General features: G+C 35.4%; 21 protein-coding genes and 1 tRNA gene. 5 read left to right on the top strand and 17 right to left on the bottom strand.

Translation table 11 applies throughout. The features are described 5' to 3' along the window. Positions 1-84 precede the first annotated feature (84 nt). Both gatB and AAGD76_RS06185 read left to right on the top strand, forming a co-directional pair. Positions 85-1,509 (top strand): Asp-tRNA(Asn)/Glu-tRNA(Gln) amidotransferase subunit GatB, encoded by a 1,425-nt coding sequence (gene gatB / locus AAGD76_RS06190; protein ID WP_341820536.1) that lies wholly within the window; start codon positions 85-87, stop codon positions 1,507-1,509. 132 nt (positions 1,510-1,641) lie between these two features. Beyond that, positions 1,642-4,548 carry an ankyrin repeat domain-containing protein gene (locus AAGD76_RS06185; RefSeq protein WP_341820535.1) on the top strand — a complete coding sequence of 969 codons (2,907 nt, stop codon included), beginning with the start codon at positions 1,642-1,644 and terminating at the stop codon, positions 4,546-4,548. Positions 4,549-4,662: 114 nt separating this feature from the next. On the opposite strand, the gene AAGD76_RS06180 is transcribed toward AAGD76_RS06185, so the two are convergent. The 6 genes from AAGD76_RS06180 to AAGD76_RS06155 form a co-directional block, all read right to left on the bottom strand. Continuing rightward, on the bottom strand, positions 4,663-5,082 hold the full coding sequence (locus tag AAGD76_RS06180) for a YqaA family protein (RefSeq protein ID WP_077188498.1): 420 nt from the start codon (positions 5,080-5,082) through the stop codon (positions 4,663-4,665). A 6-nt stretch (positions 5,083-5,088) separates the two neighbouring features. Further along, positions 5,089-6,462, bottom strand: coding sequence for a cysteine--tRNA ligase (gene cysS, locus AAGD76_RS06175; RefSeq protein ID WP_264373889.1), 1,374 nt, complete (start codon positions 6,460-6,462; stop codon positions 5,089-5,091). Then, the gene (locus AAGD76_RS06170; protein ID WP_341820534.1) at positions 6,455-7,111 is read right to left on the bottom strand and encodes an exopolysaccharide biosynthesis protein; all 657 of its coding nucleotides are present in this window, start codon (positions 7,109-7,111) and stop codon (positions 6,455-6,457) included. Before AAGD76_RS06170 ends, cysS begins: the two co-directional genes overlap by 8 nt. A 90-nt stretch (positions 7,112-7,201) precedes the next feature. Continuing rightward, entirely contained in the window at positions 7,202-7,858 is a 657-nt protein-coding gene (locus AAGD76_RS06165; RefSeq protein ID WP_010962397.1) for an exopolysaccharide biosynthesis protein, read from the bottom strand. 166 nt (positions 7,859-8,024) lie between these two features. Then, positions 8,025-8,192 carry a twin-arginine translocase TatA/TatE family subunit gene (locus AAGD76_RS06160; RefSeq protein ID WP_006013840.1) on the bottom strand — a complete coding sequence of 56 codons (168 nt, stop codon included), beginning with the start codon at positions 8,190-8,192 and terminating at the stop codon, positions 8,025-8,027. A gap of 128 nt (positions 8,193-8,320) precedes the next feature. Further along, positions 8,321-9,094 (bottom strand): ABC transporter ATP-binding protein, encoded by a 774-nt coding sequence (locus AAGD76_RS06155; RefSeq protein WP_006280146.1) that lies wholly within the window; start codon positions 9,092-9,094, stop codon positions 8,321-8,323. A gap of 147 nt (positions 9,095-9,241) precedes the next feature. Between AAGD76_RS06155 and AAGD76_RS06150 the strand changes: the two genes are divergently transcribed. Next, a tRNA-Arg gene (locus AAGD76_RS06150) sits at positions 9,242-9,318 on the top strand. A 101-nt stretch (positions 9,319-9,419) separates the two neighbouring features. Here the strand turns inward: AAGD76_RS06150 and uvrC are convergent. From uvrC to def, 11 genes are all read right to left on the bottom strand, one after another. Beyond that, positions 9,420-11,237: an excinuclease ABC subunit UvrC gene (gene uvrC, locus AAGD76_RS06145; RefSeq protein WP_209473218.1), complete on the bottom strand. Its 1,818-nt coding sequence runs from the start codon at positions 11,235-11,237 to the stop codon at positions 9,420-9,422. Next, entirely contained in the window at positions 11,221-13,338 is a 2,118-nt protein-coding gene (gene glyS / locus AAGD76_RS06140) for a glycine--tRNA ligase subunit beta (protein WP_264374139.1), read from the bottom strand. Before glyS ends, uvrC begins: the two co-directional genes overlap by 17 nt. A 3-nt stretch (positions 13,339-13,341) precedes the next feature. Next, positions 13,342-14,181, bottom strand: coding sequence for a glycine--tRNA ligase subunit alpha (locus tag AAGD76_RS06135; RefSeq protein ID WP_341820533.1), 840 nt, complete (start codon positions 14,179-14,181; stop codon positions 13,342-13,344). 44 nt (positions 14,182-14,225) lie between these two features. Then, positions 14,226-14,984, bottom strand: coding sequence for a phosphatidylglycerophosphatase (locus AAGD76_RS06130; RefSeq protein ID WP_182364786.1), 759 nt, complete (start codon positions 14,982-14,984; stop codon positions 14,226-14,228). A gap of 146 nt (positions 14,985-15,130) precedes the next feature. Then, positions 15,131-16,126: a porphobilinogen synthase gene (gene hemB, locus AAGD76_RS06125; protein ID WP_341820532.1), complete on the bottom strand. Its 996-nt coding sequence runs from the start codon at positions 16,124-16,126 to the stop codon at positions 15,131-15,133. Continuing rightward, positions 16,119-17,144, bottom strand: a complete 1,026-nt coding sequence (nuoH, locus tag AAGD76_RS06120) for an NADH-quinone oxidoreductase subunit NuoH (RefSeq protein ID WP_038199678.1) — start codon at positions 17,142-17,144, stop codon at positions 16,119-16,121. Before nuoH ends, hemB begins: the two co-directional genes overlap by 8 nt. Next, a complete protein-coding gene (nuoG, locus tag AAGD76_RS06115; protein WP_341820531.1) occupies positions 17,128-19,197 on the bottom strand; it encodes an NADH-quinone oxidoreductase subunit NuoG in 2,070 nt (689 codons plus the stop codon). Before nuoG ends, nuoH begins: the two co-directional genes overlap by 17 nt. Then, on the bottom strand, positions 19,182-19,394 hold the full coding sequence (locus AAGD76_RS06110) for a hypothetical protein (protein WP_006279675.1): 213 nt from the start codon (positions 19,392-19,394) through the stop codon (positions 19,182-19,184). Before AAGD76_RS06110 ends, nuoG begins: the two co-directional genes overlap by 16 nt. A 66-nt stretch (positions 19,395-19,460) precedes the next feature. After that, positions 19,461-19,667 (bottom strand): hypothetical protein, encoded by a 207-nt coding sequence (locus AAGD76_RS06105; RefSeq protein ID WP_038250894.1) that lies wholly within the window; start codon positions 19,665-19,667, stop codon positions 19,461-19,463. 670 nt (positions 19,668-20,337) lie between these two features. Then, positions 20,338-21,159, bottom strand: coding sequence for a uracil-DNA glycosylase family protein (locus AAGD76_RS06100; protein ID WP_264707057.1), 822 nt, complete (start codon positions 21,157-21,159; stop codon positions 20,338-20,340). Then, positions 21,149-21,688, bottom strand: coding sequence for a peptide deformylase (gene def, locus AAGD76_RS06095; protein WP_010962405.1), 540 nt, complete (start codon positions 21,686-21,688; stop codon positions 21,149-21,151). The genes AAGD76_RS06100 and def overlap by 11 nt, the downstream gene beginning before the upstream one ends. 138 nt (positions 21,689-21,826) lie before the next feature. Between def and ftsA the strand changes: the two genes are divergently transcribed. Further along, the gene (ftsA, locus tag AAGD76_RS06090; RefSeq protein ID WP_264373898.1) at positions 21,827-23,065 is read left to right on the top strand and encodes a cell division protein FtsA; all 1,239 of its coding nucleotides are present in this window, start codon (positions 21,827-21,829) and stop codon (positions 23,063-23,065) included. A 132-nt stretch (positions 23,066-23,197) separates the two neighbouring features. Next, a complete protein-coding gene (gene map / locus AAGD76_RS06085; RefSeq protein WP_095742848.1) occupies positions 23,198-23,980 on the top strand; it encodes a type I methionyl aminopeptidase in 783 nt (260 codons plus the stop codon). The last annotated feature ends 4 nt before the right edge of the window (positions 23,981-23,984 follow it).

Here is a 23,984-nt window from a genome sequence, read left to right as displayed (position 1 = left end):
CATACCACTTAGCTAACATGAGTTTTGTTTTGACTTTTTGTGCTAATTTTGCAGAATATTAAGATTATCATTTAAATAAAATACATGACGAAAGAGGATTGGGAAGCGGTAATTGGGCTTGAGGTACACGCTCAAGTTTCTTCTAATACGAAGCTATTTTCTAGCTCATCAACGGAATTTGGTGCTGAGCATAACACTCAAGTTTCTCTAGTTGATGCGGCAATGCCAGGTACGCTGCCAATACTAAATTATTACTGCATAGAGCAAGCAATACGCACTGGTCTTGCACTTTCTGCAGAAATTAATAAGTATTCTTACTTTGATCGGAAAAATTATTTTTATCCTGATTTACCGCAAGGTTACCAGATAACTCAGTTTTTTGAGCCAATAGTTAAAAACGGTAGAGTATTTATCAACGACAATGAAAAAGAAATAAGAATTGCGAGAATTCATTTAGAGCAAGATGCAGGAAAGAGCGTTCATGAGGAAAGCAGAACTTATGTAGAGTTAAATCGTGCAGGGGTTGCTTTAATGGAAATTGTTTCAGAGCCAGATCTCCGTTCATCTGCGGAAGCTGCAGAATGCATGAAAAAATTGAGGCAGATTTTGCGTTACATTGGTTCGTGTGATGGTGATATGGAAAAGGGATCACTTCGTTGTGATGCAAATGTTTCTGTCCGCCTAAAAGGCAGTAGCGCACTTGGCACTCGTTGTGAGATAAAAAATCTGAACTCGATACGTTATATTGTGCAAGCTATAGACTATGAAATACAAAGACAAATTGAAATTTTAGAAAGTGGAGAAGAAATAAGTCAAGATACCTTATTATTTGATGTTGCTTTGGGAAAAACAAAAGTGATGAGAAGCAAAGAGGATGCAAGCGACTATAGATACTTCCCTGAGCCTGATTTATTACCTGTTGAGGTAAGCCAGGATAAAATCGATTCTATTAAATCATCTTTACCCGAGTTGCCAGATCAAAAAAAGCTGCGATACATTGAGGAATTGGGTATCAACGAATACGATGCAAACGTCATTACCTCCGATAAAGCAATTGCTGATTATTTTGAGGAATTGATAAAAAAACATGATTCAAAGCTCGCCGTTACCTGGTTAACCGTAGAGCTTTTTGGTCGTTTGAATAAAGCAGGTATTGATATTGTGAGCTCCCCAATCAAAGCAAATGCTTTGTCAGAACTCTTAGATTTTATCATTGATGGAACAATCTCTGCTAAACTTGGCAAGCAGGTATTCGATAGTATGTTTGAAACTGGCAAACCTGCATCTTTAATTATAGAAGAGCAAGACCTAAAACAAATAACCGATAGAGGTCAAATATCAGGAGTTATCGACACAATCGTCAATAACAACCAAGATAAAGTTCAAGAATACAAAAGCGGTAAAACAAAGTTATACGGATTCTTTGTCGGCGAAGTTATGAAACTTACCAAAGGAAAAGCCAGCCCTGATGTGGTGAATTCAATTTTGAGTGAGAGATTAAGTAATTAGTCACATTTTTTTATTTACATAACAGCACATCTCGTAGATATTCTCAGATTTACGCTACGATATCTGTATATCATGACATATAACTTTTTTACCATTTGTTGGTACTATTTTTAAAATTATGTGAGGTTGAGGATGCTTGAAGATCATCCTGTTTGGGGGGCAAAATGTTCTCGCCATGGTATTGACTATCAAGAGTTGTGGCTCATATTATTTCTCATGCGTGTGATGGATAAAAAATGTCCTTTCCGCTTAGCTACAGAATTGAAGTCAGCTGCAGGCTTTGATGATGTTGTTCTCCAATGTAAGCAAAATAAAACAACAATACATAGGTTTGTGCAAGTCAAACACAAACAAGATGGAACTGAAAAAATCAGTGTAGGTAGCTTATTAACAAAGAGTGGTGAGTTTAATTTGTTGAAATACTTTATTGCTTATTTAAAGATCAAAAGTAATGGAAAGTTTAAGGGTGAGATGAAGTATTTTGCTATTGTTACGAATATTGATTTTGATTTCACAGATTCAGCACAACATGAAGTGAGAAAGCTGAGAATGATGTCGAGTGGAAAGAATAAAGAAAAGGAAATTTCAGTTATAAGAATAGACACACAAGATGAGTTTCTGGATGTAGGTGATGGTGTAAGATATAAATTTGATAATAGTATTATCTCATACTTGCAGGAAAATAAGGATTTTATAAAGGGTAAGGTAGGTAGAGAAGTCAGTGATAAAGAAGTCGAAGACTTTTTAAATGAACTAGTGTTTGCGGTTAATTTGCCCAATGAAAGTCAGCTAAAAGAATTGTTTAAAGGTGAGATGAGTGGTAGATTGGCCAAAAAGTTTGGCTATGTTGGTGACAATGAAATCTTTTGCAATGACCTTCTGGAGAAAATATCAGACTGGGTGAAAGATATAAAAGGACGTTTTCTTTCGCCAGAAGAAGGAAAAGAATTTTTCCAAAAAGTGGAGCTATGGGCCAGCACTCTATGTGGGATAGAACGAGGGGTAAAGAAAGGGAATAAAGGAATTGATAAAATAGCAAAACAACAGCATAAGGATAGTAAAACACTGAATGAAATACATGCAGCTGTAACAGCGCAAAATAACAAGCAAAGACCCCATAAGAAACCTTATGGTCCTCGTGACAAAAAATCGAAAGCAAGAGAAGAAGGAGATATAGAAGAATCAGATGAATTTGATGAAATAGAAGCTTTAGAATTTGTTAAAAGGGCTTTGAATATAGAAAACAATTTACAGAATAAGGAAATAAAAAAGCTAGCACAGGAACTACAATATTCCCAATTGGCTTTAAAACTAGCGGTTACATATATTAGTGAAGAAAATATTGTATTTAGTCATAGGGGTAGAAAAAGGATTAGAGTTGGTGGCTATCTGAAAAAGTGTGAAAAGATAGCAGAGAAGCTACTTGACTTTAAGTCCGAATATAAAAGTGATCGTTATGCTAAGGCAACTTTCATAACTTGGAAAATTACAATTGATGCTATAGCGCAAAAAAAATTTGGGCCGGAAGCATTGAGCATTCTCGAGATAATTGCCTATTTTTCTCCTAATGAGATTTATATAGAAGAAATCTTTTCACAGCAAGTAGCTAATGATAAAGAAGCGTTGTGGAATGCTGTTGAGTTACTTAATCGATATTCAATGATTAAATTAAGGGAAGGAGTAGTAAATATTTACAGACTAGTGCGAAAGGTGACTAGATTAAAATTACAAGAGAAAGGCCGAGAAGAAGAGGTCTTAAGGAAAGCTCTAGAATTGATAAACAGTTATGATGTATTAATAGATAATTCTATTGTTGCATCTGTTTGGGGATATGTGAGTAAGTATGGTGAGTTAATTGACGAATTTTACTTTAATCCTATTTATGGTAAATGGAAATATACACCGTTGCATTCACTTGCCGAAAGTGGCAGTTATGAGGCAGTTAGGTGCGTATTAACACATATGGAAGAAAAACACCCAGATAAATTTAATTGTGTTGTTAATGCTAGGGATGGATCTGACAGCACTCCATTGTGTTCAGCTGTTGAGAGTGGAGGATTGGACATAGTGCAATATTTTATCAATAAGGGTGCAGATGTCAATGCTAAGAGCAGATATGGTATCACTCCGTTACATCAGGCTGTTTATGATGGAAGGGTTGATATAGTAGAATACCTTATAGGCAAAGGGGCGGACGTTAATGCTAAAGATGAAAGTGGCTTCACTGCGTTACACTGGGCTACTATGATGTATAGGGTTGACGTGGCTAAGGTACTATTAAAACATAATGCAGATGTTAATGCTAAGGATAAAGATGGCGATACTTCGCTACATCTTGCTACTAAGATGGGTAGGGTTGCCGTAGCTAAGGTACTATTAGAACATAATGTAGATGTTAATGTTAAGAACGAACAAAATAGAATTTCGCTGCACTATGTTGCTAGAAGTGGAAGTATAGAAACGATAGAATGCCTCATTGAAAAAGGTGCCGATGTTAACGCTAAAGATGAAAATGGCAACACTCCGCTACACTTTGCTGCTATTATGGGAAATTTTGACACGGCTAGAGTGCTACTAAAACACAATGCAGATGTTGATACTAAGAATAATAGGGGAATGACAGCATTGCATTATGCCACTGATTTTGATCACCAAGAACTTGTGGAGTTACTTTCAGCTCGTGATACAAATTCTATTGACGATGGGATGTGTATGGTTGCTTTAGCTAAGACACTATTGAAACACACCACAAATGTTAGTGTTAAGAACGAATGCAATAAAACTCCACTGCACCATGCTGCTAAAATTGGAAGTGAAAAATTAACAAAATACTTCATTAAAGAAGGGGATGATGTTAACGCTAAAGATGAAAATGGCAACACTCCGCTACACTTTGCTGCTATTATGGGAAATTTTGACACGGCTAGAGTGCTACTAAAACGCAAAGCAGATGTTAATGCTAAGAATAATAGGGGAATGACAGCATTACATTATGCCACTGATTTTTTGATCATAGGGATCTTGTGGAATGGCTTTTAGCTCATGGTGCATCCATCCTGTGACTACTGAAATTTTGCATTTAATTTATAGCTCCGCTTCTATCAGGGCATAGGATGACAGAAGTGGGCTTTAATGGCTGTAGTACTATAGCTGTTATACTCCAAAAGTAAGTATTAGATATAATAAATAGAAGAAATTAGATAGAATGATTAAAGGGGCAAGGATATAAAGGTTTAACTTAAAATAACCTGATAAAATTTGAATCACACTTCCAAGTGCTGGCACCCATGAAAGTAATGCAACTGCACAAATCAGTAGATTTCTTACGATTTTTGGTGTTTTATGCTCGTTCTCTAGTTTGTGGTATGATTTTCGTATAGAGATTGTTATTCTACCTAAGTACCAGTTAACTATTCCACCAAGGCTTGATCCTAGTACTCCAAAAAATAACATAAGTAGTGGAGTGTGATACGACCTGAAATAAAGCATGGTATTGAACACAAAACCTTGATGTATGGGTAAGACTAATGATGATACTAGACTATCTGTGAATAACAGAAAGTAATTTTCCATATGAGTTTACCAGGTTGTTGTACCATCTTCATTGTCAGAAATTGTAATCCCCATTTGTTTCAACTGATTTCTTATTTTGTCTGCAGTATCGTAATTTTTATTTTTTTTTGCAATTTTTCTTAAGTCTATCAACCTTTCTATTTCTTGATGATTTACATCCACAGCAAACCACTTTTCATAACTTGACTCAAGAAGACCAATAAATCTGGCACTTTTAACAAAACTCTCAGTTAATTTAAGCTTCTCATTTTCATTACTCGTTTTATTAATTTTTGTAGCCATTTCATGTAATATAGCTAGAGCTTCAGGAATGTTTAAGTCGTTTTTTAAAGCGTCTATAAAATCTTTAGAAATCTCTGCGTTACTTTCATCAATATTCGTTATATCTAAACCACGTAATAACCGATAAAATTTGTTTAAGGTTTCCTGTGCATCAGAAATAACGTTTTCTGTCCAATCAAGTGGTTTTCTGTAGTGAGTTTTGAGCAGTGCATAGCGTATTACTTCACCCTTTATTCCACTATCTAGCAAATCTCTTACTTTGACTATATTAAATAAGGACTTGCTCATTTTTTCTTCATTTACTGTAAGAAAGCCGTTATGTATCCAGTATTTTGCAAACATTGATCCAGCAAATGCAGACTTACTCTGTGCAATTTCATTTTCATGGTGAGGAAATTGTAAATCTATGCCGCCACCATGAATATCAAAATCTTTGCCAAGGTAAGCATATGACATTGCTGAGCATTCTATATGCCATCCAGGCCTGCCCTCTCCCCATGGGCTATCCCAATAACTTGAAAGTTTGTAGTCAATATCACTTGCAGGCTTCCACAGCACAAAATCTCCCGGGTGCTTTTTATTTTCATTAACTTCAACTCTGCTACCTGGAACCAATTCATCAGTTTTTTTTCCTGATAAAGCACCATATTCATGGTAAGATTCTATATTAAAATACACGTGTTTGTCAGATTCATAAGCGTGGCCTGATTGCAGCAAATGTTCAATTAATTTTATAATATAATCTACGTTTTCCGTTGCTTTTGGTTCGTATGTTGGTTTTTTACAATTTATGCTTTCCATATCATCATGAAAAGCTTTAATGTAATATGTGGTTATACTTTCTATGTTGCTATTTTTTTCACTTGCTGCATTAATTATCTTATCATCAATGTCGGTTATGTTACGCACATAGGTAACTTTGCCATAACAAAACTTAAGTAGCTGAAATAACACATCATACACAACAACAGACCGTGCATTGCCTATATGTGCTGTGTCATATACTGTTGGTCCGCAAACATACATTTTCACATGATCTTTATCGATAGGTGTAAAAAGCTCCTTTTTTTTTGTTAAGGTGTTGTAAAGCCTAACCATATACGAAGCTTTTGAGAAAAGAAAATGCCCCAATGATAAGTTGTGGCCCTTTGACTACTACAACAAGAGTAAGCAATAGCCCACACAATGATATTAAAACTCCCAATATGGATAGAAACCCATCTTTACTCATAATGCCAAGCGAAATAAGAGTCGTACCAATTGCAGGAAGGAAGTTAGTAAGAGGCAATGGAAGAGCTATCGATAATGCAGAAAGCAACATTACAAAAGCTAAAATCTTTTCACCGGGCCCATAGAAAATAAAAGACATTCTTGGTTTCATGAACTTTTCTATTTTTTTTAATGCTGGAGAAGTTTTCTCTACCACAAAAGCTAGTGTTGAACGCTGAAAAGACCTTCTTTCCAACCAATGCGGCATCCAAGGAGAATCAAATCCAAATAGAAGCTGCAGTGAGAATAAGATTAAAGGTATAGAAAGAATAGTTGTATAACCAGGTGGAACCGGTATAGGCACCGATAGCAGCAAGGAGAAGATGATTATTAAAATACCAAAACCACGCTCATGCAAAGCTATTTTAATGTCAAACAAAGTTACTTTATCGCTATCATTGTTATTGGTATCTGCAACTTCTTTTAGAATATCAGAAGCTAATTTATCACTTTTAGTCAACTTATCATTTTTTGACACGAAAAACCTTTGATAAAAATAATTCTTAACACAATTATTGTTTTATTTCAATATGCATTATTCATTTTGCGCTAGTAATTCGTTCTTTTGTTAAAGTGTTGTAAAGCTTTTAAGAAGAGAAAGTGCTCCGGTTATAAGTTGTGGTCCTTTGACTATTACAACAAGAGTAAGCAACAACGCGCACAATGATACTAAAACTCCCAATATGGATAGAAACCCGTCTTTACTCATAATGCTAAGTGAAATAAGAGTTGTGCCAATTGCAGGAAGGAAGTGAGTAAAAGGTAATGGAAGAGCTATTATTATTGCACAAAGCAACATCATAAAAGCCAGAATCTTCTCACCAGGCCCATAGAAAATGAAAGACAGTCTTGGCTTCATGAATTTTTCTATTTTTTCTAATACAGGGGAAGTTTTCTCTACCACAAGAGCTAGTGTTGAACGCTGAAAAGATCTTCTTTCTAGCCAACTGGGCATCCAAGGAGAATCAAATCCAAATAGAAGCTGCAGTGAGAATAAGATTAAAGGTATAGAAAGAATAGTTGTATAACCAGGTGGAACCGGTATAGGCACCGATAGCGGCAAGGAGAAGATGATTATTAAAATACCAAAACCGCGCTCATGCAAAGCTGTTTTAATGTCAAACAAAGTTACTTTATTGCTATCATTGTTATTGGTATCTGCAACCTCTTTTAGAATATCAGAAGCTAGTTTTTTATCTTTAGTTAGTTTCTCACTTTTTTGCACAATTATCCTTTAATAAAATATTCCTCTTAAGCTAACATAGTTGTTGCTGTATTTCAATATTTGTTATTTATTTCATACCAACACTTCATCTCTTTCATTCTTTAACCTGACTAAGTTTTTAAACAGATGACATGCACTAAGGTGCATGTCACGAAGTATGAGGACGCTAACGATCTGGTTCATTAGACGATAATTTTTCTGAGTCCTTAAGCTCCTGTTTAAGGTTTTTGATGCCTTTTCCTAAATCACCCATAACTTGCGGTAATCTGCCTGCACCAAACAGAACTAAAATTATTATTAAGACTAGAAACAATTGCCATGGTCCTAAACTCATTTTCACCTCCATTTAAAATATTGACCTTTAAATATTAAAACTTGACTGAAGTCAAGTAACACATAGATTATATCACCTTTATTTAATTATAAATCAAGGTTTTTTAATTATTTTATAACAATCCCAAACTAGATTATTTTCTTGCAGCGAATAAGTGGAAACTTTTCGCTTAACTGTAGAGTAGAAGAGAGCTCACTAAAAAACTTTGCTAGCGTATCATCTTTAGGCTTATGGTATATATCGCTAGAAACTCCTGATTGAATAATTTTACCATTTTTCATTACGTAGATAAAATCTGCAACTTTCAATGCTTCTTGCGGGTCATGAGTTACCATTAGCACAGGGATATTTTTACTTCTAAAAAGGGACAATATATGTTGTCTTATTCGGCACTTGAGCAGTATATCTAAATTAGAAAATGGTTCATCTAACAACACAACATCAGGGTTTTGTGCCATCACTCTTGCTATTGCAACTAATTGTTGCTGTCCTCCAGATAAGGCGTTAGGGTACATATTTTCATATTTTTCTATATTGAGTAACTTCAAGATTTCCAATGCAATTAGGTGCTTTTCTCTCTTGGAAGAGCTGCGGATAGCAAAGGTTATATTTTCTACTACTGTTTTATGAGGAAATAATGCAGAATGCTGAAAAATCAATCCGATATTTCTATGCTCTATAGCGACTGATGCCTTATTACTTGCAACTAACCTATCATTTATAAAAATAGTTCCAGATTTTGGATTTTCTATCCCCGCAATTAATTTCAAAATTGTTGACTTGCCACAGCCAGAATGCCCCAATAAACATGCAACATTTCCTTTCTTTACTTTAATGTTTATATTGCTTAAAGCAAAGTCGTTTTGATTGTTATAGAAATAACCAATATTGTTAACTAGCATTAATCTTACTTAAACCATGTTATTAAATATAATAGCATTATACTCAAGAAGTACAGAAATGTTTTTTGTCGTCATAAATTGGTTATGCAAGAAATCTAGAAAAGAAAGGATTTTTTGCTATAACTTTACATGAATGGTAGGAAATACGGGACTATAGCTCAGCAGGATAGAGCGTTGGACTCCTAATCTGAAGGTCGTGCGTTCGAATCGCACTAGTCCCACCACATTGCTTCACAAATTTTATGGAGATTTTTTTTCACAAATACGCACACCTTTTTTTGCGGTTTTAAGATATAAATTCCCTAATAATAAAACGGGTTTTGTGTCATTCCAGTACTCCTCTCTTATAATTTACGTGTTTAAGAATAACTTCTGCTAAACCTTTACTAATTCCAGGTATGTTTTGAATTTCAGCCAGAGAAGCTTTGCTTATATTTTTCACTGAACCAAAATAAGACATCAACGCTTTTTTTCTTTTGTTGCCAATGCCGGGTATTTTGCTTAATTGTGAAACTATAAACTGTTTATCGCGTTTTTTTCTATGTGAAGTTATCGCAAAACGGTGGGCTTCATTACGCAGCGATTGTAAGTAAAGCATGACTTTGCTGTCATTTGCCAGACTGAATTCTTCCCTGCCCAGCATATAAAATCTTTCATTTCCTGCGTTACGATCAGGACCTTTTGCCATACAAGCAAAAGGAACGTTTATATTCAATACTTCCAGTACATTCTGTACTATGGAAACATGTCCTGGTCCACCATCAATCAGTAAAAAATCAGGTATTATGCCTTTTATATTGCCGGAGAAACGTCTGGTTAGCACTTCCCTCATCATTTTATAGTCATCGCCTGAAAATTTTTCCTTTATAGTAAATTTTCTGTACTCACTTTTTAAAAAACCCTCCTGCCCTGCAACAACCATTACACCAATTTGTTGGTTTCCAAATATATGGCTATTGTCATAAACCTCAATACGCTTTGGAATATTTGGTAACAAGAAGATTTTGCTAAGCTCCTCAAGCTTTTCTAGGTTATTTCTATAATCGATAAGCTTCTGCTCTAAGCTATGCTGAGAGTTATCATAAACAAATTTCAATAAATCACGCTCTTTTTTATTCTTTGCATGCAGAACTTTTACTGGCTTTTGAGCAACCTTATATAGTGCTTGTTCTATAATTTCCTTATCCACAATAGAATCTGGAACGTAAATTTGTATTGGAGGTATGTTAGCTGAATTATAAAAATTGACCAAAAAGGTGGATAAAATTTCATCATTTGAGTGATCACCACAGTTCTCGGCAAAGTAAGGAGTGCTGCCGTAGTTGTCTTTATTTCTGAACGATAACACACTAATACATGCTAGATCCTCTTCACGTACAATACTGAAGAAATCTGCATCTTTTTCAAAAGAAAAATCCGTGTGCTGTATTTGAATTTGCTCAAGAAACTTTACCCGATCTCTATATATAGCAGCAAGCTCATAGTTTTCTTCACTGCTGCACTTTCTCATTGTGAAAAGTAACTGTTCTTTCACTTCCTTATTTCTTCCAAGCAATGTATTTCGTGCCTGTTTTACTGATTGGCAGTAGTCGTCTTTTGTGATTTTGTTTATGCATGGTGCTGAGCAGCGCTTAATTTGATATTCAATACATGGTCTTTTTGTTGAGGAAAAGTATTGATCTGAACATACTCTTAGGAGAAAAGCTTTTTGCAATGACAATATAGTTTGCTTAACAGCAGCGGCAGATGTAAAGGGACCATAATAATGAAACTCATTTTTCTTAAATTTGCCTCTATATTTTGCTATTCTTGGATAATCGTGCTTGGAAATTGTTATATAAGGATAAAATTTTCCATCCTTGAGCACAATATTATAAAGTGGTTTCAATGATTTTATTAGCTGTGCTTCAAGAAGCAGTGCTTCGATTTCATTCTCAGTGATGAATATTTCAACCTTAATAACCTGTAAGAGCATAACTCTAATTCGTTCAGAAAGGTTTTCGAATTGAAGGTAGTCGGATAACCTTGACTTTAAGTTTTTTGCTTTTCCAACATATAAAACTTTATTCTTATCTCCAACCATCTTATACACGCCACAGGATTGTGGAGATGATTTGATTTGTTCTTTATATTGCCTGAGCATTTATCCATTGTTTAACCTGTATGAGGTTAAAATCTGCTACTAAATGAAAGATGGAAACTACATTTTCAAGCAAAGATAATCTGTTTCTTCTCAGCTTATCAGAATCACAGTTAATCTTTATACTGTCCATAAACTGATTGATAAACGGAGCAAAACCAGCAAGTTCATCAAGTGCTACATTAAAGTGGTTATTTTTTATCGCTTGTTTTATGTTTTTACAAGCAGTTATAGCACAATTTGATAGCGCAATTTCTTCACTTTCAATCAAAAACCTCTTACCGTAAGATGCACTATAAGTAGTGCCATCACTTTTCCTTGCTTTGCTCATCATGTTACTGACTCTTTTGTAAGTGCTTAGAATTTGTTCACCTTCTGGAGTACTAAGATAACGATCCAATATAACAGTTTGCTTTTCTGCTGTCAGCAGATCATTAATATCGATTTTATATAGTATTGAATCTACAACATCTTGCCTTATATCTCTATTTTTTAAAATAACCTTGAATCTTTCTAAGCAAAATCTAAATACTAGTTCTGAAATTTGTTTTCTATTCGGCTTATCAACTGACGCTGTATTTTTATTAAATAGAAGCCTTGAATATAAAGATACTGACTTGTCTATCATTAGCCTAATTGGAACATGCAAATTATTTTCAAGTATTGTCCTAATTATACCAATTGTCATTCTCCGCAAACCAAATTGATCATACGAACCAGAGATTTTCTCACCTGCTGCAATTAAACCAACTAAGCTATCCACTTTGTCTGCAATTGACACAGCAATTGCAGAAGGAGATTTAGGACACTCCTGCTCTGGCCCGATTGGCTTATAATGCTCAGTTATAGCTTCCACTATTTCTCTATCTTCTTGAAAATAAGAAGCATAATATCCACCCATTACTCCTTGTAATTCTGGAAACTCTCTTACTATCGATGTTGCCAAATCAGCTTTTGCCAAATATGCAGCACGTTCAACTTTTATCAGCGAAGCATGTGGAATAAATATAGCTATATACTTTGACAAAGCCGTAATACGCTTCACCTTTTCCCCCACGCTGCCAAGTGAAGCATGAAATAATATTGAACCTAATCTTTTGACATAATAATCTAGATTTTCCTTTTTATCTTGAGATATTAAAAATTGGGCATCAGCAAGACGTGCTTCTAATATTCTTTCGTGTCCTTTAACAACTTCACCATTGTTGACGTTGACAACAGTGACAAAGTGTGAAATTCTCTTTCCATTACTTAAAGCAAGGTATTTTTGTTGTGTATTAACTATACTAAGTATTACTTCCTTCGGTAATCCAAATGACTTTTCTTGATTCACTTCACCAAACAGTACGATTGGCCACTCTATAAGCCCTGTCAATTCATTTAGTAAATAATCATTTTTCTCAAGTTGTAAATTCTGCTCTTTTGTGAATTTATTAATCTGATCTAGTATAAATTGCTTTCTTTTGTCCATTTGGAGAATTACACTGTTTTTTTCTAGCAATTCAAAATAGTCTTTAGGTGTTTTAACAGTAAGCGCCGTACCACTTGAGAGAAATCGATGGCCATATGTTGTGTTAGATGCTGTAATCCCTGCAAAAGATACAGGTATTATTTCATCATTTAAAATGCATAAAATGTTTTTAATTGGCCTAACCCACCTTTCTTTTCCTTTGCCCCATCTCATACTTTTTGGCCAAGAGAAATTTTTTAATATTTCTCCTAGTTGATTTTTAAGAAACTCTTGAATGTTAAATGAGCAGCTTTCTCTTTTAATGAAGTAAAAATCCTCATTATTTACTTTTCGAACGAGCAAATCTTCTTCATTTTTCTGATATTTTCTTAAAAAACCTTCGATAGCACTTTTTGGTGCGTTAATGTTTGGTCCCTTAACTTCGTTATTGGAATCCTTTAGCTCCAAAGCATTTATGTTGTCAACAAATAGAGTAATGCGACGTGCCGTTACAAAAACCTCCATTGATGTAAATTTTACATTATTTTTGTTAAAAACATTGGCAATACAGCTCTTAACTTGAGTTGCAGCTACATTCTGCATTCTCGGTGGTATTTCTTCTGAAAGGCACTCAAATAACAACTGCAACGACATATGCTATTTACTCATGTACAATGCGCAACATTTTTTTGTCAGCTCTCTAACTCTACCAATATAAGCTGTACGTTCATTCACACCAAGCACACCTCTTGCATCAAGCAGATTAAGTAGGTGACTAGTTTTAATACATTGGTCATAAGCTGCCATTGGTAGCTCCTTTTCAATAAGGAACTTACACAATTTTTCCGTATCTTCGAATTGCTGCTGTACCACTTTAGTATCATAATAATCTAATGCTAGATAAGAAAATTCATATTCTCTTTGTTTAAAAATATCTCCGTAAGTTACACCGTTATCGTTCCAAATTATATCGTAAACATTATCTACACCTTGTATGCACATTGCTAAACGTTCCAACCCATATGCCGCCTCACCAGGAATCATCTTGCAGTCAATCCCTCCAACTTGCTGTATATAAGTAAGCTGTGTTACTTCCATTCCATTGCATGTAACTTCCCATCCAAGTCCTGATGCACCAACACTTGGGTTTTCCCAATCATCTTCAACAAACTTAATATCATATTTTTCTGTAGATATGCCAAGAACTTTTAAGCTATCTAAATAGACGTCTTGTAAATTATTACCAGATGGCTTTATTATAACTTGATATTGGTGATGTTGATACAAACGATTAGGATTATCACTATAGCGCCCATCTGCTGGCCTAATTACTGGTTGTAGATATGCAATTTTTGCCGGTTTTGTATCAATTGCAGACATAATTGTTGCAGGATGTAATGTGCCAGCACCAACTTCAGATGTGTATGGGTGAAGTATAACACATCCTTCACTAGCCCAAAAATCTTGTAACTCTTTTATTATACTTTGTAAGTTCACACAAATTGCACACTTTTTATACTAAATATATAAATAAATAAGTACTATTCAATACCTATTTTTTTAACAGTATCATGTAAATAATCACCTAAAACTGCTGAACTTTCCCTCACATACTGAATTATGCTTTTATTTAGGACAATTGCATCATGCATAGTTAAATCGCAGAATATAAATGCTGTTAAATACAGTAAAATCACCGCATAAAATGTGTGAAAAATCCCCTCAAATGTAATTGACATTGCATTATTATAGCTGAGCTGTATTGAACTTATTGGCCATGGTTTTATCACTTCTACGACATTAAAAAATACGTAAGGTATCATAAGAAAAAAGAAAAAGTGCATAAAATCATTAAACCAAAATGGGCATTGAAACATCTGCTTACATATATTCCCATAGAGTTTACTTACAGCATAATAAATTGACATTATTGCTGGCATTGAAAGTGCTACAGTCAGTACTTGCCCTGACGCTATTTGTATTACTATTTCTTCACCACTGTTTGCTGAAGGGTCTTGAGCATGAAAAATAAATATTCCAATTAATTGCATTACTAACATAACTATTGCCAATTTTGTAAAAACAGCAGCTACAACTATTCCTGAGTCTGGCATTTTATATAGTAAGTATTCGCCTCCATATGTAAGAATTAATATAACATCGACAATAAATAATATTAAAAAAGAAGACCAATAGTTCTGCCAACTTGGTAAATATCCTATTCCTAAAAGAGAGCTTACTGTTTTAGCAGGAAAAACCTTGCCTAGCATCTTCCCCAAAAATTTAAAAAAAATCCCCATGTTCTAAGTAACACTTGGTTTATATTATTTATAATACTGTATTGTAACGGACTTATCAACAACTTAAAACATGTATTGGAAAACTTTAAGTAATATGCAGCAACAGTAGAAGAACGTGCGCCAAAAATTTAATAATTTTATAGGGCTTATGCACTTAAATTTTTTGCAATATCAAGTGCAGCGTAAGTGAATATTGCACTTGCACCCGCACGTTTGAAACCAATCAAAGATTCATAAATCACCTTGTCATAATCTAGCCAGCCATTATTTGCAGCAGCTTTTATCATTGCGTACTCACCGCTTACTTGGTAAGCAAAAATCGGAAAATTAAACTTATCACTTGCTGTTTTGATAATATCTAAATATGGCATACCTGGTTTAATCATAATAAAATCTGCACCTTCATTTATATCCATTTCAATTTCGCACATTGCTTCGTGCGCATTTTTATAATCCATTTGATAACCATTTTTGTCTATAGAATGTGATAGCCCACATGAACCAACGACTTGCCTGAATGGAGCATAGAAGCTAGAGCAGTATTTCACTGCATAAGATAATATTAATACGTCTTGAAAGTTGTTATCATCTAATGATTTTCTGATTCTTCCTATTCTACCATCCATCATATCAGAAGGAGCAACTATATCACATCCTGCCTTCGCTAAAGCAAGTGCTTGCTTACACAGTACTGATATAGTTTCATCGTTTTCTACATCCATCTGATTATCTTTTAAAATGCCGTCATGGCCATGAATAGTGTATGGATCCAGTGCAACGTCTGCAATAATACCAATTTCAGGTACCTTTAATTTTACAGCACGGATTGCTTTGCAGATTAAGTTGTCAGAATTATATGCTCCCTCAGCGTTTTCAGATTTTAGTTTACTATCAACTACAGGAAAAATTGCAACAGCATTAATTCCTAAATCTTTAGCTTCCTTAACTATAGACACTAATCCATCTATTGAATAACACTTTACGCCTGGTAAGCCAGAAATTGGTTCAGTTGTTTCTTCTCTGTCATGAACAAACAGAGGAAGAACCAGATCATTTACTGATAAACTATTTTCACTTGTTAAATTGCGAACCCATTTGCTCGAGCGCCTGCGTCTTAATCTTGTATTTGGGAAATTAAACATTGGATCCAGGCAAATTCCCAGTAAAGAGCAACACCCCTGAAATGAGTATCACCCAAAGCACCGATATTGGTAGAAATACTTTCCAACCAAGGCGCATTAGCTGATCATATCGATAACGAGGTATTGTTGCTCTAATCCAAATAAATATAAACAAAAGTATAACTATTTTCAAAATGAACCAAATTAAACCTGGAATTTTGTAAAGTAAACTGAACTCCAGCGGCGGATACCATCCTCCTAGAAAGAATATCGTCATCATAGCACTTGCTAGAATCATATTTGCATATTCTCCAAGAAAAAAGAGGGCAAAAGGCATGGATGAATATTCAACGTTATATCCAGAGACAAGCTCTGCTTCAGCTTCTGGTAAATCAAATGGGTGACGATTAGTTTCTGCAAGCAAAGAAATAAAAAATATTATTCCTATAGGCATTAGTAGCAAATCAACCCAAAATGGCATATTGTGTTTCGCTACCACCATCTCTCCAAGATTTAATGTTCCAGTGGTAATAACGACTGCAGCAACTATTAAGCCTATTGAAACTTCATATGAAATCATCTGAGCAGCCGACCGTATAGCGCCAAGGAATGCATAATTGGAGTTGCTTGACCAGCCTGCAATAATCACGCCGTATACTCCCAGCGACGATATAGCTAGCACGTAAAGCACTCCAACATTAATATTTGCTATAACCTTAGGAATAACTACTTGCTGGCCATTTTCTACAATTACTTCAGCACCAAACGGTATAACTGCCCAGGCAATTAATGCCAAGATAAAGGTAAGCATTGGAGCCATAATGAACAGTATGGTGCTCGCTCTAAATGGTATTATCGGCTCTTTAATCAGTAGTTTAATAGCATCTGCAAATGGCTGCAATAGCCCAAAAGGTCCAACTACACTTGGGCCGTGCCTCAGTTGAATTGCAGCAAGGACCTTACGCTCAAAGTATGTCAAATATGCAACTGAAAGTAGTAGCGGTACTAAAATAAATAAAATATTAACTAGCGTGTTCATAAAAAGCTTTAGTACAATCTGCCATTATTTTTGAAGCGCGACTTATTGAATCCGTCATATAAAAATTACACTCCTTTAAAGTAAAAGGTGTATTACTTAAATTTATTTTACCATTGCTAATTGGCACCCATGTGTTTTTTATCACTTGATCAGCATTTCTAAACTGTGGACCGATAGTATCTAATTTTTTTCTCACGTCAAATAAACTATCATATGGTAAGGAGAGATCCAAATATTGCGAGAGATTTTTAATAATTAACCAGTCCTCCTTTGCTTCACCTGGAGGAAATACAGCTAAATTTGTTCTTTGCACTCGACCTTCAGTGTTTACATAAGTTGCATATTTTTCTGTATATGCAGCACCAGGCAAGATAACATCTGCCACATGTGCACCCTTATCACCGTGATGACCTTGATAAATTACAAATGTGTTTTCTAACTTTGATGTGTCAATTTCATCTGCACCAAGAAGATAAACCACTTCTATTTCACCACTTTCTGCATGTTCCAATATTTGATTAATATCCCTTTCGCCTTTTTTAGGAACAAACCCAATATCTAGCCCACCAACTCTTGCTGCAGCTTTATGCAGCACATTAAAGCCATTCCAGTCATCTCTGACCATGTTAAATTTTTCTGCAATTTTGCCAACTAGAATTAGAATTGATTCAGAATCATCTCTTATTAATGCATCTTGACCAATGATCAGCATAGGGTTTTGAGCAGCCACCAGCAGCTCACAGAATTTATGACTTCCATTTGCTATTTCACTCAAAATATCAGGATTATCGCCCAATTTCTCGACATAATATAAATATTCAATGTTAGGACCAACACTTGCAATAGGAAAGTTGCCCTGTAAATATCTCTTTCTCAATCTTACGTTAATGATCGGTGCTTCTATCCTTGGATTTGTATTTATAAGCAGGCATAAATCTGCATTTTCTATACCTTCAATAGTGGTATTGAACACATACGATCCACGATTACTTGGTATAAGCTTTGCACCATCTTGCCTGCAGTCTATATTCCCCGAGCCAAGCTTCTGCATCACTTCTTTGAGTAGAAGCATAGACTCACAATCTGCTAAATCACCTGTAATTGCAGCTATTTTATTTGATTTTGTATTCTTTAATTTCTTTGCAGCAACAGTTAATGCTTCATTCCAATCAACTGGGGCTAATTTACCATCTTTTTTTACATAAGGTCGATCAAGACGCTGAACTTTTAGTCCATCATAGGCAAAGCGGGTTTTATCTGATATCCATTCTTCATTTACCTCTTCGCTCAGCCTTGGTAATATTCGCATAACTTCCAGGCCACGATAATCAACTCTAATGCTACTTCCCACAGCATCTAGCACATCTATAGTCTCACAATGTGATAGCTCCCATGGACGCGCTGTAAAGGAGTAAGGCTTTGAAGTTAAAGCCCCTACCGGGCAGAGATCTATGATATTTCCAGATAATTCAGAACTAATATGCCTTTTTATGTAAGTGCTAATCTCTACATTTTCTCCCCTTCCGATTCCTCCAAGTTCATTTGTACCTGCAACATCGGACAAAAATCTAACACACCGAGTGCAATGAATGCATCGATTCATCGCGGTCTCAATCAGTGGTCCGAAGTGTTTTTTTGGCACAGCCCTCTTATGCTCATCAAGTCTGCTGGTTCCTTTCCCATAAGCCATCGTGATATCTTGCAAATCGCATTCACCACCCTGATCGCAAATTGGGCAATCAAGCGGGTGGTTAATTAGCAAAAACTCAAGCACACCTTCACGTGCTTTTTTAACCTTAGGGGTATCAGTGTGAATAACCATCCCTTCTGCAACTGGTATTGCACAAGAGGCTACTGGTTTTGGAGGTCCACCCTCCACTTCAACCAAACACATTCTGCAATTACCAGCAATTGCTAAACGCTCATGATAACAAAAACGTGGAATTTCAACGCCCACAACTTCACAAGCTTGAATTATAGTGAGCCCATGCTCTACTTCACATTCCTTAGAATTAATAGTAACTTTAACCACAACTATTATACAGCTTCCCACTTTATAGGATTGCCGCTTACCTCATCTTCAACCAGATTGCCGTTGTCATATTGAGCAGACATATAATTCATGCGCGAATCACGATCTATATATCTAACAGGTTTTACCGGTTTATCTTTATACATTTTTTGCTCAGCTTTCTTACGCTGAGTAGGGTTATTTTTACTAGCTGTCTTTGCTTTCCCACCTGCTGCCATATAAACTCCTAAAAACTTTTCATTCTATTTTAACACTTAAGTATATAGCGTCAATATTTAATAACTTTAAAATTTCAATAGATCTCTTATTATAATCATTTTACAATCATTGTTTAAATAAAAAGTTACCCCTTGATGCCATTCCAGCGCATGACGCACAGCTGTACGAACATTGCAATTTGCAGGCAATTTGCGTGGCAGATTCAAGTAGCTGACACTGGTTTCCATCCAAAACAGCAGTAGCCCTTTTGGTGTCATTTCAGTGCTTGACACTGAAATCCAGGATTTTGATTGGATACTGAGTTGGTAAGCATAAAAGTATAGCTAACGCGAGCTCTACGTCATACCGCGATTTATTCGCGGTATCTCAAAGCATAGATCCCGCTAACAAGCAGCGGGATGACGATTGTCGTTTAGCTATAAATATTTAAGAAATTTACCAAATAAAAAAAAAGGCAAAAGAAGCCCTGGGGTTATTATCTGCTTTAAAATATTGGCGTTTTTTATGTTTTAAACGCTTGACAAGCGAAATTCAGCTGCTTTTAATTGCAACTAACCTACGCTGCAAATGTTTAAGAAATTTACTAAGCAGAAAAAAAGACAAAGAATCCCCGAGTTAGCTAGTCTTTTACTATCTCTGTCGAGTATTGGCATTTTTTGATGTCTTGTAACGCTTTATAAGCGCGTTCAGCTTATTTAGATAAAAATCTAGATGTAGATGAAGTTTTGTAAAGACATACAGTATCTATATACTGCAAAAAATTGAACATAAGACGCCGATACATTAAGTAATCCTTACCTTTTAATCTGCAGATTGGCGAAAGCAAATACAATAGCTTCAATTTTATGATAAGGGGGCTGGCGGAGTTTGTCAAGGAAGTTTTTTCGTTTCTAACGATTGTTAACATGCTGCAAAAAACTATGCAAGAGGTCTACCACTTTATTAGGTATTTGTGCAGTTATTGGTGTTATCAAGATACTCCCTAATCTTTTTCAAATCCTCCCAGGCTAAACGTTTTTGTGCTGGTTGGCGAAGTAGGTAAGCTGGATGAAATATAGCGGCTGTGGTGATTGAATTGGACAAATATTGGTTAGTGTACGTATGAAATCTGCCACGCAAATTCGATATAGTTTTTGTGCTGTCAAGAAGGCTATAACATGCGATTCCCCCGACCAAAATTAAAATTTGTGGTGAAACTAGTGCAACGTGTTTTTCGACAAATGGTCTGCACATATCAAGCTCTAGGTCGGTTGGCTTTCTATTGCCAGGTGGACGCCAAAATACAGTATTGCTTATGTATACCTTAGTGCGATCAAGATTGATTGCATTTAACATTTTATCGAGCAACATTCCACTTGCACCACAAAATGGTATGCCTTGAAGGTCTTCATTTGCTCCTGGAGCTTCACCAACGAGCATAACTTTTGCGTTTGGATTACCATCGGAAAAGACAGTATTAGTTGCAGTTTTTTTTATCTCACAACCTTCAAATGATTCAACTGCACTTCTTAGTTCATCCACACTATTACATTTGCTTGCAAGTTTCCTTGCTTCGATTATCCAGTCACTTGGAAACATGTCTTTTCCATCTTTAGTGTCACCCCAGCGCGTATCTGCATCTTTCTTCTTGGTCCCAGTTTGGATAACAGAGGGTTGTACACTCTCTTTGCTCTCCAATTTTTTTTCCTCTTCACCCTCCATTAGTGTGCAATCAACGCCCACTTCATGGTAAAATTTTAATAATTCTAGGTCTTTATTGCTCATAATGCTTTTTAACCTTTTGTGCTTTTTTCATGGCCATATCATACTTTAATTTAGATAAATGTCTAATATATAATATGCCGTTTAAGTGATCTAATTCATGCTGAATACACCTTGCAAGCCAACCACTAGCTTTTAGTGTTTGTTCTTCATTATCTAAGTCTTTATATTTCACAGTTAGATACTTTGGACGCTTAATTTCATGACTTTGCTCTGGAATTGAAAGGCATCCTTCCTTGAGAATTACTTGTTCATCGGATAATTCTGTAATCTCAGGATTAATCATGTAAAATTTGCCAGTTGAGCCATATCCTGCTGGCTCATTTTCAATCGTTTCTAGCTGAATATCCATAACAAAAATTCTCTTTAACACTCCAACTTGCACTGCAGCAAGGCCAAGACCTTCTGCATCATACATAGTTTCGAACATGTCGTTTACTAATTCTTTAATTTTATCGTTTATATCTGTTACTTCACTGGCACGTGTGATTAGTCTTTCATCAGGGGCAATTACAATTGGTAATATGGACATAAAAATTATAATTCTATGTTTTGCTTTTCCTTTTGTCCAGAATTTAGTGTATATTAAAATGTTGCTATATCTATAATAGAAATATAAATTATTAAAGGAAGCTACAATTTAAATGAAATTGCGTAATAAGGTTAACTAATGTACTCTGCAGTAATAGCAAAACCAAAGAGAAACGTTTTTGCTGTTTTAGACATAGGTACAACAAAGATTATTTGTCTAATCGTTAAAATAAATGGCAACTTCAGCTATAAAGTAACAGGAACGGGCTATAAGATTGCAGAAGGTGTAAACGGTGGGTCGATAACTAATGTAAAACACGCAAATTACTCCATCTCATCAACTATAGGTTTAGCTGAGCAAGTATCAGAAGAAACCATAGATCAGATATATGTGAACATTGCTGGATGTGGCATCTCATCTTTCAATGTACATAATGAAATTATTGCAGCTAACCATGAGATTTCTGAGCGTGATATAAGACGTGTAGTTTTTCAAACATTTGAGAAATATATTGAAGACAATGTTATCATTCACAATATACCACTAAAATATCACTTAGATGACATGACTGACATAAAAGAAGTTGGTGGATTGTACGGAAAAAGACTATCTGCTGATGTTAATGTTGTCACTGCTTCGCGTCCAGCGCTTACCAATATTGAAAACTGTATTACCAATAATGGTGGATTAAATATGGCAGGTTGTATTGCTTCTGCATATTCTGCAGGTCTTGCCTGTCTGAGTGGAGATGAAAAAGAGCTCGGGACTGCTATTGTTGATATAGGCGGTGGATGCACTGCAATTGGAATTTTCAAAAGAGGGAAACTTGTGTATGCAAGCAGCGTTCCAATTGGTGGTGTTCATATCACTCGAGATATTGCTTACGGGCTATGCACAAGCATAGAACGTGCAGAGTATATAAAAATACTGTATGGTAGCACTATCGTAACTTCAATAGATGAGAACGAATATATTACAGTGCAAAATAGTGAAAATGATGAACCTACTCAAGTATTCAAATCTGAGCTTATTAACATTATAAGACCAAGAGTTGAAGAAATACTTGAAATGGTAAGAGAGCAATTTCAAGAGCAGAAAGATCCAATTAATAAAGTAGTGATCACAGGTGGAACTAGTCAACTCACAAGCATGAAGGAAATTGCAGGCTATATATTCAATAAGCAAGTTCGAATTGGGTGCCCTGAGTCTTGTAGCGGTCTTGATGGCGAATATGATAAAAATCCTGTATTTTCTGCTGCTATAGGTTCTATAAAGCTAATAGTTGACACTTTTTATAAAAATAACTCTGGTATTTTAGGTCAGGATGGTAAAATGAGTAAATTGTATAATTGGGTTAAATCAAAAGTTACAGTCTAGATTTCTGTTTTACCACCTTTCATACAAATGACTTGACACTAGGATCCATAGGACTTATTTTTATAATATGTAAAATTGTTATGTTTATGTACTTGCGAGTAAGCGTACCAATTACAATAAGACATGGAAAATATGAACATAACTATACACTCACAAGAAGATTTTGAATTTATGCGCAAGGCTGGCAGGCTTGCTGCTGAAACTCTTGATTTCATTGCACCGTACGTAAAGGTAGGGGTGACAACTAATGAATTAAATGATCTATGCCATGACTTTATAATTAATGCAGGTGCAATTCCAGCACCACTAAACTATAGGGGGTATCCAAAATCAATTTGCACTTCAAAAAATGCCGTTGTGTGCCATGGTGTTCCTGATGATACACCGCTTAAAGATGGGGATATTTTGAATATTGACGTTACGGTGATTTTAAATGGCTGGCATGGTGATACAAGTCGCATGTTTTGGGTTGGCAAGCCATCAATAAAAGCAAAACGTTTATGTGACGCTACTTATAATGCGTTGATGGAAGCAATCAAACAAGTTAAGCCCGGCAATAAGTTAAATGAAATAGGGCTTGCTATAGAGAAATATATTAGAGATTTTGGATATTCTATCGTACGCAGCTACTGCGGACATGGTATAGGAAAAGTCTTTCATGCTCCACCAAATGTAGTGCATTTCTATGATCAAGATGAAGATCTTGTCTTAAAGGAAGGTATGTTTTTTACAATAGAGCCAATGATTAATGCTGGAAAACATGAGACTCTGCTCAGTAAACTCGATGACTGGACAGTAACAACACGCGATCTTTCACTTTCTGCTCAATTTGAGCATACACTTGGAGTAACAAAAGATGGTGCTGAAATATTCACATTATCACCTAAGAATTGGCATTTCCCACCTTATAATTAGATTT

Source organism: Wolbachia endosymbiont (group A) of Cydia strobilella (assembly GCF_964026745.1).
GTDB lineage: Bacteria > Pseudomonadota > Alphaproteobacteria > Rickettsiales > Anaplasmataceae > Wolbachia > Wolbachia pipientis.
This window is presented reverse-complemented; position numbering and strand designations above follow the sequence as displayed.